This window comes from Brevundimonas sp. (assembly GCF_965279155.1).
In the GTDB taxonomy this organism is placed as follows: Bacteria; Pseudomonadota; Alphaproteobacteria; order Caulobacterales; family Caulobacteraceae; genus Brevundimonas.
This window is the reverse complement of sequence record NZ_OZ257138.1, coordinates 741,216-754,872: the sequence shown is the minus strand read 5'-3', so window position 1 is coordinate 754,872 and position 13,657 is coordinate 741,216. Positions and strand designations below refer to the sequence as shown.

General features: G+C 66.7%; 12 protein-coding genes. 7 read left to right on the top strand and 5 right to left on the bottom strand.

Going from position 1 to position 13,657, the window contains the following annotated elements; genetic code table 11:
- Positions 1 to 15: 15 nt before the first annotated feature.
- Entirely contained in the window at positions 16 to 3,231 is a 3,216-nt protein-coding gene (locus ACQY72_RS03795; RefSeq protein ID WP_428155861.1) for a discoidin domain-containing protein, read from the top strand.
- Between the two features lie 160 nt (positions 3,232 to 3,391).
- Here the strand turns inward: ACQY72_RS03795 and ACQY72_RS03790 are convergent, their stop codons facing one another.
- Complete coding sequence (locus ACQY72_RS03790; protein WP_428155859.1) at positions 3,392 to 4,480, bottom strand: ABC transporter ATP-binding protein; 1,089 nt, start codon at positions 4,478 to 4,480, stop codon at positions 3,392 to 3,394.
- Between the two features lie 89 nt (positions 4,481 to 4,569).
- Positions 4,570 to 5,217 (bottom strand): glutathione S-transferase family protein, encoded by a 648-nt coding sequence (locus tag ACQY72_RS03785; protein ID WP_428155857.1) that lies wholly within the window; start codon positions 5,215 to 5,217, stop codon positions 4,570 to 4,572.
- Positions 5,218 to 5,353: 136 nt separating this feature from the next.
- Here ACQY72_RS03785 and ACQY72_RS03780 point away from each other — a divergent pair, with 136 nt between their 5' ends.
- Together ACQY72_RS03780 and ACQY72_RS03775 are read left to right on the top strand one after the other, a co-directional pair.
- Positions 5,354 to 7,972 (top strand): TonB-dependent receptor plug domain-containing protein, encoded by a 2,619-nt coding sequence (locus ACQY72_RS03780; protein WP_428155855.1) that lies wholly within the window; start codon positions 5,354 to 5,356, stop codon positions 7,970 to 7,972.
- A gap of 56 nt (positions 7,973 to 8,028) precedes the next feature.
- A complete protein-coding gene (locus ACQY72_RS03775; RefSeq protein WP_428155854.1) occupies positions 8,029 to 8,745 on the top strand; it encodes a hypothetical protein in 717 nt (238 codons plus the stop codon).
- A 260-nt stretch (positions 8,746 to 9,005) separates the two neighbouring features.
- Here ACQY72_RS03775 and ACQY72_RS03770 read toward each other — a convergent pair whose 3' ends face one another.
- Positions 9,006 to 9,551: an SgcJ/EcaC family oxidoreductase gene (locus ACQY72_RS03770; protein ID WP_428155852.1), complete on the bottom strand. Its 546-nt coding sequence runs from the start codon at positions 9,549 to 9,551 to the stop codon at positions 9,006 to 9,008.
- A gap of 1,125 nt (positions 9,552 to 10,676) precedes the next feature.
- Between ACQY72_RS03770 and ACQY72_RS03765 the strand changes: the two genes are divergently transcribed.
- Positions 10,677 to 11,024, top strand: coding sequence for an ArsC family reductase (locus tag ACQY72_RS03765; protein WP_428155850.1), 348 nt, complete (start codon positions 10,677 to 10,679; stop codon positions 11,022 to 11,024).
- Here ACQY72_RS03765 and ACQY72_RS03760 read toward each other — a convergent pair.
- Both ACQY72_RS03760 and ACQY72_RS03755 read right to left on the bottom strand, forming a co-directional pair.
- On the bottom strand, positions 11,017 to 11,826 hold the full coding sequence (locus ACQY72_RS03760) for an endonuclease/exonuclease/phosphatase family protein (protein WP_428155848.1): 810 nt from the start codon (positions 11,824 to 11,826) through the stop codon (positions 11,017 to 11,019). The genes ACQY72_RS03765 and ACQY72_RS03760 overlap by 8 nt on opposite strands.
- Before the next feature lie 7 nt (positions 11,827 to 11,833).
- A complete protein-coding gene (locus ACQY72_RS03755) occupies positions 11,834 to 12,073 on the bottom strand; it encodes a DUF2188 domain-containing protein (RefSeq protein WP_428155846.1) in 240 nt (79 codons plus the stop codon).
- 173 nt (positions 12,074 to 12,246) lie between these two features.
- Between ACQY72_RS03755 and ACQY72_RS03750 the strand changes: the two genes are divergently transcribed.
- From ACQY72_RS03750 to ACQY72_RS03740, 3 genes are read left to right on the top strand one after another with little or no spacing between them, the layout of a single operon-like run.
- Positions 12,247 to 12,645, top strand: coding sequence for a DUF6249 domain-containing protein (locus tag ACQY72_RS03750; protein ID WP_428155844.1), 399 nt, complete (start codon positions 12,247 to 12,249; stop codon positions 12,643 to 12,645).
- Between the two features lie 24 nt (positions 12,646 to 12,669).
- Entirely contained in the window at positions 12,670 to 13,224 is a 555-nt protein-coding gene (locus ACQY72_RS03745) for an RNA polymerase sigma factor (RefSeq protein ID WP_372694399.1), read from the top strand.
- On the top strand, positions 13,214 to 13,615 hold the full coding sequence (locus ACQY72_RS03740) for a hypothetical protein (RefSeq protein WP_428155843.1): 402 nt from the start codon (positions 13,214 to 13,216) through the stop codon (positions 13,613 to 13,615). The genes ACQY72_RS03745 and ACQY72_RS03740 overlap by 11 nt, the downstream gene beginning before the upstream one ends.
- Positions 13,616 to 13,657 lie beyond the last annotated feature (42 nt).

Genomic DNA, 13,657 nt, shown 5'->3' with positions numbered 1-13,657 from the left:
GAACTGCGAGTTCGTATGCGTAACCTCCTGCTGGCCGCCGCCTCGGTCCTGACCCTCGCCTTCGCCGCGCCTGCCGTCGCGCAGGAGGCGCGCGTGCTCGACAGCATGGACGACGCGGCGCGGTGGGAGGCCAGCGCCTCGACCGACGTTCATGCCGCCGTCTCCGCCGTCGAAGGTCATGACGGACGGGCAGTGCGGCTCGACTATGATTTCGACGGCAAGGCGGGCTATGCGGTGCTCAGCCGTCCGCTGCCGTTCGACCTGCCCGACAATTACGAGATCAGCTTCTGGGTGCGCGGCGCCGGGCCGATCAACACCTTCGAGGTCAAACTGACGGACGCCTCGGCCGACAATGTCTGGTGGAAGCAGACGGCGCGATACGACTTTCCCGACGGCTGGACACGGTTCGTGATCAAACGTCGTCAGGTCTCCAAGGCCTGGGGGCCCAGTCCCGAGACGATCCTGCGCCGCGCCGAGCGGGTCGAGTTCGTGGTGGTGGCGGCCGAGGGCGGCAAGGGGGCGGTCGAGATCGACCAACTGAGCCTGCGCGCCTTGCCGGTCGATCCCGCCGTGCCGCCCCAGCCGTCGGCCGCCGACGGCCGGACGCAAACGACCGCCGCCAAGGCCGTCGATCTGGACCCCAAGACCGCCTGGACCCCGCCGGTGAGCGAACCGTCGGCCCTGACGCTGGATCTGGGCTATGAGCGCGAGTTCGGCGGCCTGACCTTGCGCTGGGGCGAGCGGGGCGCGGCGGCGGACTATCGGGTATCGGCCTCGGCCGATGGACGCGACTGGCGCGAATTGGCGACCGTGATGGGCGGGAACGGCGGCGTCGATTGGCTGAGGACGCCCGAGGCGACGGCGCGCTGGCTGAAGCTGGAGCCGTTGCGACCTGTTCCGGCGCCCGATGTGGTCGGTTCGTCGGGCGCGGGCCAGCGGCTGGGCGCGACCCAGGCGACGACCTATGCGTTGAACGAGATCGAGGTCGAACCCCTGGCCTTCGGCGCGGACGCCACGGTGTTCCTAGAGGCGGTGGCCAAGGAGAACCGGCGTGGCCTCTATCCACGCGGCTTCTCCGGCGAGCAATCGTATTGGACCCTGGTCGGAGTCGATGGGGGCGGGGAGAGTGGTCTGATTGGCGAGGACGGGGCCATCGAACTGCGCCGCGCCGGGCCCAGCATCGAGCCCTTCGTCGTCGACAACGGCCGGCTGATCACCTGGGCCGACGTCAATATCGAACAGGGGCTGAAGGACAACGACCTGCCGATCTCGTCGGTGACCTGGACCGCCGACGACTGGACGCTGAAGATCACCAGCTTCGCCGATGGTCCGGCCGATCAGGCGCAGCTGTGGGGGCGTTACGACCTGACCAACACCTCCACCCGGCCGCGCACCCTGACCCTGGCCCTTGCCGCGCGGCCGATGCAGGTGAATGCGCCACGTCAGTTCCTGGCCATCCCCGGCGGCGTCAGCCCGGTCGAGACCATCGCCTGGGACGGAGCCGAACTGGCGCTGAACGACACGGTTCGGGTGCAGCCGCTGGCGACGCCGGATCAGGTCGCGCTCGCGACCTTCGACGCGGGCAGCGATCCTCAATCCCTGATCCTGCCGCCGGCGCGGCGACTGGCCGTCGAGGCCCTGATGACGACGGACGCGACCGGCCTGGCCGCCGGCGCCTTGACCTATGAGGTGACGCTGCAACCGGGAGAGACGCGCACGGTCGGCTGGGTCTCGCAACTGTCCGGCGACGCTTTGGCGCCTGAGCCGGTGGGGCAGGCGGCGGGTGTGCTGGATGCGGTCGAGACACGGCTGGCCGCCGAATGGCGCGAAAAGCTGGACCGGGTCGAGCTGACCCTGCCACCCGCCGCCCAGCGGATCGAGGACGCGCTGAAGTCGTCGCTGGCCCATATGCTGATGTCGCGTCAGGGGCCGATCCTTCAGCCCGGCACCCGCAGCTACAACCGCTCCTGGATCCGCGACGGCGCCATGATGGCCGAGGGGCTGAACCGGCTGGGCATGGCCGAGCACTCCGCCGACTATCTGCGCTGGTACGCCCCCTATGTGTTCGAGAACGGCAAGGTGCCGTGCTGTGTCGATGCGCGCGGCGCCGACCCGGTGCCCGAGAACGACAGCCACGGCGAGTTCGTCTTCCTCGCCGCCGAGACCTATCGCTACACCAAGGACGAGGCCCTGCTGCGCCAGGTCTGGCCCCAGGTGCAGAAGGCCGTCGCCTATATGGACGATCTGCGCGCCTCGACCCGGACGGCGGCGTTCCAGACGCCAGACCAGCGCCACCTGTACGGCCTACTGCCGCCGACGATCAGCCACGAGGGGTATTCGGACAAGGCGGCCTATTCCTACTGGGACGATTTCTGGGGCCTGCTGGGCTACAAGGACGCGGTCTTCATCGCCGAGACCCTGGGCGACGCCGAGGCCGCCGCGCGTTACGCCGCCGCACGGGATCAGTTCTCCGCCGACATCCGCGCCTCCATCATCGCGACGGCGCAACATCACGACATCGACTGGATCGCCGGGGCGGCGGATCGCGGCGATTTCGACGCCACCTCGACCACCATCGCCCTGTCGCCTGCGGGCGAACAGGATAATCTGCCGCCCGAGTTGATGGCGCGAACCTTCGACCGCTATTGGGAAAACTTCCAGAACCGGCTGACCAATCGCACGGCGTGGAAGGATTACACCCCCTATGAGTGGCGGCTGGTCGGCGCCTTCGTGCGCCTGGGTCAGAAGGACCGTGCGCTTGAGGTGCTGGACTTCCTGATGGCCGACCGCCGGCCCGAGGCCTGGAACGGCTGGGCCGAGGTGGTGGGGCGCGAAAAGCGCGAACCACGCTTCATCGGCGATATGCCGCACGCCTGGATCAGCTCCGACTATATTCGTTCGGCGCTTGACCTGTTCGCCTATGAGCGGGATCGCGACCATGCCCTGGTGCTGGCGGCGGGCGTGCCTGAGGCTTGGCTGGATACGGATGAGGGCGTCGGGGTGCGGGATCTGCGCACCGCCTATGGGCCGCTGACCTATGGCTATCGCAAGGAACGGCAGGGATATGTCCTGACCCTGGGCGACGGGGCGACGCCGCCGGGCGGCTTCGTGCTGCAATGGCCGGCGGGGCAGGGGCGGCCGGAACGGGTGCGGATCGATGGCCGCGCGGCGACGTGGGCGGGTGACGAATTGGTCATTCCGGCAGGCGCGCGGCGGGTGGAGTTGCGCTGACGAAACACGCCCTTCTCCCTGAGTGAGAAGGTGGCCCGGAGGACCGGATGAGGGGTTACGGTGTCAATCGCGTCGCACAGCGTAACCCCTCACCCTTTCGCGCAAGGACGACGGCTGTCGCCGCCGTGCGCTCAAGCCCTCTCCCGCCGGGAGAGGGTGGTCAGAGTCGGGTAAACGCCTTGCCGTTCGCGTCGAACAGGTGGGCCTGTCGGGCGGTGACGTGCAGCGTCAATCGCTCGCCGGCCTTGGCCCGGAGTTCGCCCGCCAGCTGAACCGTCAGCGTGTCTTGCGACGCTGGGTGCTTCAGGTGCGCCATTGTCGTTGCGCCCAGGGTTTCCACGAACATGACCTCGGCGTTCAACGCGTCGCCGTCGCCGGTGGTGGTCAGATGTTCGGGGCGAATGCCCAGGGTCACGACCTCGCCGGGCTTAGCGTTTCCGGCGTCCACGGCGACATGGATCGTCTCGCCGGCGGTGGTCTTCACCGTCGCGCCGGTCGCCGAAGCCTCAACGATTTCAGCGTCCAGCAGGTTCATCTTCGGGCTGCCGATGAAGCCGGCGACGAACAGATTGTCGGGGTGTTCGTACAGGTCCATCGGCGCGCCGACCTGTTCGATCCGGCCGCCGTTCAGCACTACGATCCGGTCGGCCAGGGTCATTGCCTCGACCTGGTCGTGGGTGACGTAGATCATGGTGGTCTTCAATTCGGCGTGCAGCCGCGCGAACTCGTAGCGCATCCGCACCCGCAAGGCAGCGTCCAGGTTGGACAGGGGCTCGTCGAACAGGAAGACTTCGGGCTCGCGCACAATGGCGCGCCCGATGGCGACGCGCTGGCGCTGGCCGCCCGACATGGCCTTGGGCTTGCGGTCCAGATAGTCGGTGATGCTCAGCGCCTCGGCGGCGGCGCGGACGCGGCGGTCGATCTCGCCCTTGTCCGTCTTGGCCAGCTTCAGCCCGAAGGCCATGTTCTCATAGGCCGTCATGTGCGGGTAAAGCGCGTAGGACTGGAACACCATGGCGATGCCGCGGTCGGACGGCGACAGGTCGTTGACCACGCGGTCGCCGATGGAGACCTGGCCCGTCGTCGCCTCTTCCAGACCCGCGATGGTGCGCAGCAGGGTGGACTTGCCGCAGCCCGAGGGGCCGACGAAGACGATGAACTCGCCGTCGGCGATCTCCAGATCGACGCCCTTCAGCACCTCGACGGCGCCGAACGCCTTCTTCACGTCGACCAGACGGACGTTCGCCATGCTTCCTGCTTCCTTTGGGCCGTTTCTGTTTTGCCGCACCGTAACCGGTTACATCGCAGGATCAATGGCGCGAGACGTCTCAGTCGCGATCAGTCGCGGTCAGGCGCGCCGTGCGGGAAATAGCCGCGATAGGGGCGGGCCTCGTCCACGCAGCGGGCGACGGACGGCCGGGCCAGCAGCCGGGCGCGATAGGCTGTCAGCGTCTCCAACCCTTCCGGGATCGGATGGGTCCAGTCGGCGTAGAAGAGGGCGGGCGCGGCGGCGCAGTCGGCCAGGCTGAACCCGTAATCGGTGGCCCATTCGCGCCCGGCCAGACGCTGATCCAGCCAGGCGTAGGTCGTCTCCAGCATCTTGCGCGCCTCGGCGTCGCCCAGCGGGTCGCGGTCGGCCTCGGCGCGCATGGAATTGAAGACGATCCGGCCCTGGGGCGTCGAAACATAGTTGTCGAACACCCGATCCATCATCCGCACCCCGACGGCGGCTGCGGCGTCGTCGGGGATCAGGCGGATCGGGCCGGGGTAATAGGCTTGCAGATATTCGATGATGGACGAGGATTCGAGCACCGTCGTCTCGCCGTCCCGCAAAACCGGAAACCCCTTGAGAGGCCACAGGGCGAGCAGTTCCGCATTGGCCGACGGGTCTTCCAGCGTGCGGTATTCGAAGGCGATGTCGTTCTCGTAGAAGGCGATCAGCGCCTTCTGGCAGAAGGAGGAGAAGGGGTGGGCGTAGAGTTTCATTGCGTCCTCCAGACCAGTTGTCCGATGTGACTTTCGCCCGGCGCGGACGGGAGTCAATTTGCAAAACTGCAAAATTACGCTTTCGCAAAATGGCGGCGCTGGATAGAAGCCCGCCACAGATCGCGGGGACCACGACATGACGCAGCGCAAAATCCTGATGGCGACGGCTTCGGTCGCCTGGCTGGCGGTCGCCGGAGCAGTGCAGGCGCAGGAAGCATCGCGGGTAAACGACATCGTCGTCACCGGCTCGCGGATCACGGGCGGGGATCGGATTGCTCCAGTCGAGACGGTAGGCCGCCAGACTATCGCCGCCGCCGGGATCGCCGACGCGTCGCAACTGGTCCGCCTGGTCACCGCCAACTCGGGCTCGGAAGCCCAGGTCGATCAACTGAACCAGCCGCAGAGCTCGGGCACGGCCCAGTTCAACCTGCGTAATCTGGGTCTCGGTTCGACGCTGGTGCTGGTGGACGGTCAGCGCTGGACCAACAGCGCGGTGGTTGCGACGGACGGTTCGGGCTTCGTGGATATCAACTCGCTCGTGCCGATGATCGCGCTTCAGCGGGTCGAGGTGGTCAAGGACGGCGCATCGGCCGTCTATGGTTCGGATGCAGTGGCGGGCGTGGTCAACTTCATCACCCGGCGCGGCGTGGACCTGCCCGAGGTCAGCGCCAAATACGCCGTCGCCGACGGGTCGGAAGAGAGCGTGATCGAGGCCATCGGCGGGCTGAAACTGCTGGGCGGCGACCTGACGCTGGCGGCCTCGCATTTCCATCGTTCGGCCCTGGGGTCGGACGAGCGGGACTTCACCCAGGCCGAACGCTATGGCCGCGCCGCCTGGACCGCCGTGACCAGCTATGGCCAGCCGGGATCCTATTTCCGGCCCAGCCGCAACGGGTTCTCGCCCGACCCGGCGTGCGGGAATCCGGCGTTCGCAAGCGCCTATCTGAACGCGCCGACGGATGCGTTCTGCCGCCTGGACTATTCCGACTTCTTCGACCTGACGCCGGAGGAGACGCGGACGCAACTGTTCGCCGACTATCGTCGGCCTGTGGGCGACATGACCCTGTCGTTGCAGGCGGCCTGGTCGGCGACGAACACCATCGCGCGCCAGTCGCCGTCGCTGCCGATCCTGGCGCGGTCGCTGACGGTGCCGGTGTCGCATCCCGACAATCCGTTCGGTGAGGCGGTCCTGTTCCGGGGGCGCCTGCTGGGCGCCGAGGCGGGGGCGTCGCAGGCCGAGTTCGACTATCGGACCTGGCGCATCGCCGGCGGTTTGGACGGGCGGTTTTCCAACGGCTGGACCTGGAACCTGAGCGCGACCAGCAGCCGTCAGCACGTCGCCTATGACAAGCCCGACACCATCGGCAGCGCCTTGCAGAACGCCCTGAACGGCCTGGGCGGGGCCGGCTGCAACCCGGCGACGGGCGCGCCCGGCGTCGGCGCCTGCCAGTATTTCAACCCGTTTGGCAGCGCCCATCTGGGCACCGGCACGGCCAATAGTGCGGCGCTGATCGACAGTTTGATCGGTTCGACCGGCCTGCGCGGCGCATCCACTCTGACGACCGCAGACGCCTCGACCAGCGGCGAGGCCTATGCCTGGGCCGGCGGGTCGGTCGATGCCGCGGTCGGCGCCCAGTATCGCCGCAGCACCTTCCGCCACGACTGGAGCGATCTGGTCAATGCGGGCGACCTGCTGACGGCGGGGGTGTCGCCCGACTTCGAGGGCGATCAGGAGGCGCTGGCCGCCTTCGCCGAGGCGCGCCTCCATCTGGGTGACCGGATCGAGGCGCAGCTGGCCGGCCGCTATGAATCCTATGACGGCGACGAGGGCCGGTTCAGCCCCAAGGCAGCCATCCGTTGGGACGTCACCGACGCCCTGGCCCTGCGAGCGTCCTGGGGGCAGGGGTTCCGCGCCCCGTCGGTCTACGCCCAGTCCGGCGCCCAGGCGTCGCAGCCGTCGGTGTTCGACCGGGGCGCCTTCGTCTTCGTCAACACCCTGACCTCGGGCCGGGCCGATCTGAAGCCCGAGAAGTCCGAGAGCCTCAGCCTGGGCGCGCTGTGGAAGCCGATGGAAGGGCTGGAGCTGGGGCTGGACGCCTGGCGGTTCGACTATACGGACCAGGTGGTCAAGGAATCGGCGCAGGCCATCATCAACCAGGCGACCGCCGATACGATGGCGGGTCTGACCGGCACGGACGCGCAGGGCCGCATCACACGCTCGCCCAGCGGCGCCCTGACCTCCGTCCAGCTCTATTTCGTCAACGCCTCGTCGATAGAGACGCAAGGGCTGGATCTGTCGGCCCGCTATCGCCACGGCCTGTGGGGCGGGGAGGCGTCGGCCGCTGCGACCTGGACCTATGTGGACGCCTACGACATCCGGCTGAACGCCTCGGCGGCCCAGGTGTCGGGCGTCGGCTCGACCAATCTGAACAACATCGGCCGGTCCCTGCCGCGCAATCGCGGCGAGTTCGCCCTGGGCTGGAGCGGGGGTGCGCACGCCGTGACGGCCCTGGTCCACTATACCGACGGCTACGCCAACGACCGCAGCGGGATCACGGACGCCAGCATCGCCAGCCAGACGACGGTCGATCTGCTCTACAGCCGCACCCTCGGGGCCGATCTGGATCTGGCGGTCGGGGTGGTCAATGTCGCCGACAAGGCGCCGCCGCTGGCGCAGTTCGCCCTGGGTTACGATCCCGTCGTCGCCGATCCGCGCGGGCGGGTGTTCAGCGTCGGCCTGACCAAGCGGTTCTGATCGTCGGCTTGCGCGGTCAACCGGGCGGTGTATGCATCCGCTCTGGGGAGAATCCGATGACCGACGGCGAGACGACGCGCAAACAGGCGATCAAGGATCTGTCGGAGGATACGCTGGGCTTCGGCGGGGCCGAGGTGCGCACGGCGCGCGATCTGCTGGTGCGGCCGCGCCTTGTGCTTCAGGCTTGGATGATCGAGGGGCCGACCGGAGGCGGGCGCTACGCCAAGCCGCTGAAGCTGTATCTGACGCTGAACGCGATCATCATGCTGATCGTCTTTCTGAAGGGCGGGTTGAGCGGCTATCTGGAGGGTATGCCGGCGGAGATGCTGAACCCGCTGCTGGCGCAGGCCGGCAAGTCGCGCGACGCCTTCATGGCGGACGCCGACGGATGGATGTCCTTTCTGACCATACCGGTGATGGCCCCCCTTTATGCCCTCGCGGCCATGCCGCTGTTTCGATTGTGGGACGCCGAAGACTTGGGCGTGCGCCGGGGGTTCCGGGCGTCCTTCGCCTATCTGAACGCCTGGACCGTGCCGATGCTGCCGCTGTCCTGGTTCGTGTTCGGGACGGGGCCGGCCGCCCTGATCGCCAGCCTGCTGATGGCCGTGCTGGGCTTCGCCGCCTTCCTGCGCATGGGACGGGGACGGTGGTATCGCGGCGTCCTGCCGGGCGTCGGCAAGGCCCTGATCCTGTTCGCGGCCATAGGCCTGTCGGGGGCGTTGGGGACGGTCATCGTGATCGTGATCGGTGTGATCGCCGGGGTGGCGGCCTAGGCGGACCATCCCGAAAAACAGGGTGCAATCTATGCACTTCGTCTGAAATCGGCGGCGGACGAAATTGCACTGCACTCCGAAAACGCGTGCAAAGTGCAACAAAGTGCAATTTGCGAGAGCGCTGACGTTTTCAAAGACCGGCTGGGATTATAGCGCGGTTTGAAGGGGCGTCAGGTCGATTGACGCTGCTGGACTTGATGTGACTGAAAACGCAGCGGATCGGTCGCGGGATTAGGAGGGGAAGCGGTTATGCCGACCCCTCAGGCAGGCGGTTTTCCCTTTGCCGGATCGAACTGCTGAACGGCCGTGTTGATCTGCACATTGGCGCCATGGGCGATCCGAAGCCCCGCGCTGGTCCGGTGCAGGACCAGCGACATCCGGTCCTTTGAAGGCGGGACCGCCTGTCCATCCGGCGGCGTGAAGGCGCCTATGTTCCAGCGCGCGACGACGATCAGCGCATCGGCGCCCAGGGGCATGATGCTCTCGACCTCTTCGAGGGTCAGCGGCACACCGCGGAACATCGTCTCCAGATAAACCCGGTGCGCCAGTTCGGCCTGCGCCTTGCCCTGCCAGTGCATGCCGACGATGTTGACCCAGTGAATGTCATCGGTGGCCAGGCGGAACATTCTGGCGGCGTCGCCGGCGTTCCAGGACGCCTGATATTCGGCCAGGAGGTCCGAGACCGCCCGCGCGTCATCGGTCGAAGAGGCGGCGGAGGCGGAGGAACTGATCAGTGCGCCCATCGAGGCGATGGCGACGAAGCTGCGGCGATCCATGGCGATCTTCTCCAGGAGAGATTTCACCATACGCTGTTATCGTCGTGATCCCTATTGCCGGGTGTGTGGTTCGCCGGCCTGACGCGGCATGGAAAAACAGGGTGCAATCTGTGCACTTCGTCTGAAATCGGCGGCAGGCGAAGTTGCACTGCAACGGCGAAAACAGTGCAAGGTGCAAGAAGGTGCAACTCGCAAGGGCGTGGACGTTTTCAAAGACCGGCCGGGATTATAGGCCGGTTTCGAGGGGTGTCGGATCGATTGACGATGGTGGCCTTGAAGTTACTGAAAAAGCTGCGGATCGGTTGTGGGATTAGGGTTGGGAGATGTGTGAAGGCCGTTGTCGGTATCACCTCGGTCCTATGCGGAATGCGCACCTCAAGACGGACATTTCTAATATCAGCTAGGGGTGGTTAGCGAACCTTGATGCGAGTATCGCTGTAGGATGTCTCAGTCACACGCTCTAGTTCTGCTGGGTCTAGCCGTCCTCACGGCGGGCTGTGGTTCAACTGACGAGGCCACGCGACCTCAAGGCGATCTGCTGGCAACGTGCGAAGTCACTGACATAGCGTTGGCGTCAAACACTTCGGACGACCGGCCATGGTCGCTATCGGATGCTGCGCCACGACAAGGTGACGACTGGCGAACAGCAGATGTCGTTCTTCAGGTCCCAAAGGCAGGTGAAGACCCGGACTGGTATATCGGTTGGCATACCGGCTTTGCCGGTGGCGGAACTCCGGTGCGAACAGATGGGCCTTCCGTGGAAATGGCTCGGGCTTTCGCGCTTTCCACGCCTATGAACGGCAACACTTGTCCAGAGGTGAGGGCACGCGCCGACGGCGCCAGTGGTCGCTTCCCAAGCACCACGCCCGATACCGCGTCAGCCGATCCCGAGGCGGGGTTCCAAAAAGCAGAGGTGATGCTGGATCGTGCGGTCGTTTCTCCAGATGGCCGGGAAGCTATCGTGTATCTCGGTCAACAGTTCGCCCCGCTCGCTGGGGGTGGATACCTCATCCTATACCGCCGGGAGGCACAGGGCTGGACCGAGGCGGCTAGGCTACCCGTCTGGGTTTCGTAGGCCGAGGCACCCGCGAAGGTCCGCAACGGGTCGAAATCGGCTATGAACTCTCCTGCCCAAATCCGACATTCGAGATACCCATGACCTACACCCTCTATGGCATTCGCAACTGCGACACGGTCAAGAAGGCGCGGGTCTGGCTGGAGCAGAACGGGGTCGAGTATGTCTTCCATGACTACAAGAAGGCCGGGGCGGATGCGGCGCAGCTGGGGCTGTGGATCGACGAACATGGATGGGAGACGGTGCTGAACCGGGCCGGGACGACGTTCAAGAAGTTGCCGGATGCGGACAAGGCGGACATCGACAAGGCCAAGGCGATCGCGCTGATGCTGGCGCAGCCGTCGATGATCAAACGGCCTGTGCTGGACTTGGGGGATCGGCGGCTGGTGGGGTTCAAGCCCGAGGTCTATGCCGCCGTGCTTACCTGAGCCGGACGGTCGCGGCGACGCCGAAGTGGTCGGAGGGGTATTCGCCGTTCGTGGGCGCGTCGCCGAAGACGTGGGCCTCGACGGGGGCGAAGAACTCCGGCTCGACGAAGATGTGGTCGATGACGCGGTTCGGGTGACCCTTGGCCGGGTTCAGGGTGGTGGCGACCGCATTGCGGGGCATTGCGCTGAGGAAACGCGGGCCGGTCAGGGTCGCCAGGCCTGAATCCTCCAGGGGCGCATTGAAGTCGCCCATGACGATCAGGGGCACGCCCTCCTGCGGCAGCCAGCTGAGCAGGGACGAGATCTGACGCGCGCGCACCGGGCCGGCGTCGGGCTGCCAGGCCAGATGGGTGACGACGACATCGACCGGGCGTCCCTGAACCGAGACCCGAAGACGGAGCGCGGTGCGGAAATCGTCCAGCGGTTCAAGCTTGATGGAGTCTTCGGCCAGCACCGGCAGGCGGGTCAGCAGGGCGTTGCCGTATCGGCGCGGCGCCCCCTCGGGATCGGTCGAGACGAAGGCGACGTGGTAGCCGCCCAGCTCGCGAGCCAGCATGCGGGCCTGGTTCTCCAGACCAACGTTCGCGTCCTCCAGCACTTCCTGAAGGGCGATGACGTCGGCGTCCTGGGCCTTCAGCGCCGCGATCAGCAGCGGGCGGCGGGCGGTCCAGTCGCCGAGATTGTGCCAGATGTTGAATGTGACAAGCCTTAGCCCGGCGGCCGGGCGCGCCGCCGGGATGCCAGCACAGGCCGCCAGCGGCGCGAACGCTGCGGCGGCCAGCAGGGTGCGACGACCGATCACGCCGTGGTCAGCCCTCGACGTCCGTGACGGGGCGGTCATGGCCGTCGGCGCGCTCGGTCACCCATTTGCCGTCGGCGGTCTCGTATTCGATGGCGGCGGTCTCGTCCGGCACACGTTGTTCGCGCGCGGCGCGGACGGCGGCCGCCTTGGCGTCGTCATGGGTGGCGAAGGTCTCGGAATAGGTGCCGCCGGACGTATAAGCCCAGCCGCCGTCATGTTCGACGATGCGATAGGTGACATGGGCCATGGGACGCGCTCCTGAGGTTGAGGTTCGGACCCTAGACCGAACCGGCGACGGCTGGAACGGCGACCTTACGAAGATTTCACGTAAGGCGGCGCATCCGTGGAGGCGCCGTGCAGCCTCTTGTGATCAGAAGGCCGCCGCATCAGGCTGCTGCAACGGTTCAAGGGACATTCGTCATGCAAGACTTCATTCCGATCTTCGCCATCTTCGCCGTCTTCGGCACGATCACGGCCATCGTCTTCGGCCCCACCTTCCTGAAGTATCGCGAAAAGCGCGACATGCAGGAGACCGTGCGTCTCGCGGTCGACAAGGGCCAAGAGCTGCCGCCCGAACTTCTCGATGTGATGACCAAGGATGTGCAGAAGGGGCTGCCGTCGCGCAGCAAGGACATTCGCAAGGGCGTGCTCAGCCTGGCCTCGGGCGTCGGGATCGCCGGGTTCGGCCTGGTGGTCGAGGGCACGAGCCACATCTGGGGCGGCAATGGTCAAGGCGCGCTGCTGGGCATCGCCTGCATCCCGATCGCCATCGGCATCGCCTTCATCATCCTGGGCTTCTTCAACCCGAACAAAGACTGACGTCCGCCGGAAGGGGGAAACGTCATGGTCAAAACACTCAGAGATTTCCACGATGTCGAGCTGGCCGCCCAGGCGGCGGCCGGCGGGCGGCGCGAGTATGGCGAACTGGTCCGTCGGCATGGGTCGGCGGTGCGTGGGCTGCTGCGCCGGATGGGGGCCACGCCGTCCCTGTCCGACGACGTGGCGCAGGACGCCTTCCTGCAAGGGTTCCAGCGCTGCTCGGAGTTCCGGGGGCAGGGGACTTTTGCGGGCTGGATCAAGAAGATCGCCGCGCGGCTTTATCTGAAGCGGGTCGCCAAGGAGGCCCGCTATGTCGCCGAGGTCGAGACGGATCAGGCGGATGTCGTGGTCGATCGCGGCGGCCTGATGGATCTGGACGAGGCGCTGAAGACGCTCAACGAAACCGAGCGGGTGTGCGTGTCCCTGTGCCACGGCGCAGGGATGTCACATCCCGAAATCGCGGCGGCCATGAATTTGCCGCTCGGAACGGTGAAATCCCATGTCAAACGTGGTCTGGATAAACTTCGCGCGCGGCTTCAACCGGCGCAGGGCGACGGGAGGTCGATCCATGTCGGCTGATGAATTCGATCCGATGATCGAGCGGATGTTCGCGCAAAGCCCGCGACTGGCCGACGAGGCCCTGTTCCTGGCGACGCTGCAGGCGCGGATGGAGAAGCGGTCGCGCTGGCGGGTGCTGGCGTTGACGGCGGCCGGGCTGGTCGGGGGCGCGCTGGCGATTCGCGAGGGTCTGACCGTGAACTTCGCCGCAGGCGGCGAGACGACGCTGGACCAGGGACTGCGCGCGGCGGCGGCGACGGCGCAGGGCGCGGCCCAGTCGGGACTGGACGGGTTGGGCGTCGGCTCGGTCGATCTGTCCAGCGGCACGGGCGTTCTGGCCTTCTGGATCGTGGCCGGGGCTATGGCTGCGGTGCTGGCGGCGGGCGCGGCGCGGTTGTCGCAGGACGTCTGAAGGTGACTTCGCCGGCGTGCGGGCCTATCTGAACCGCGTTCA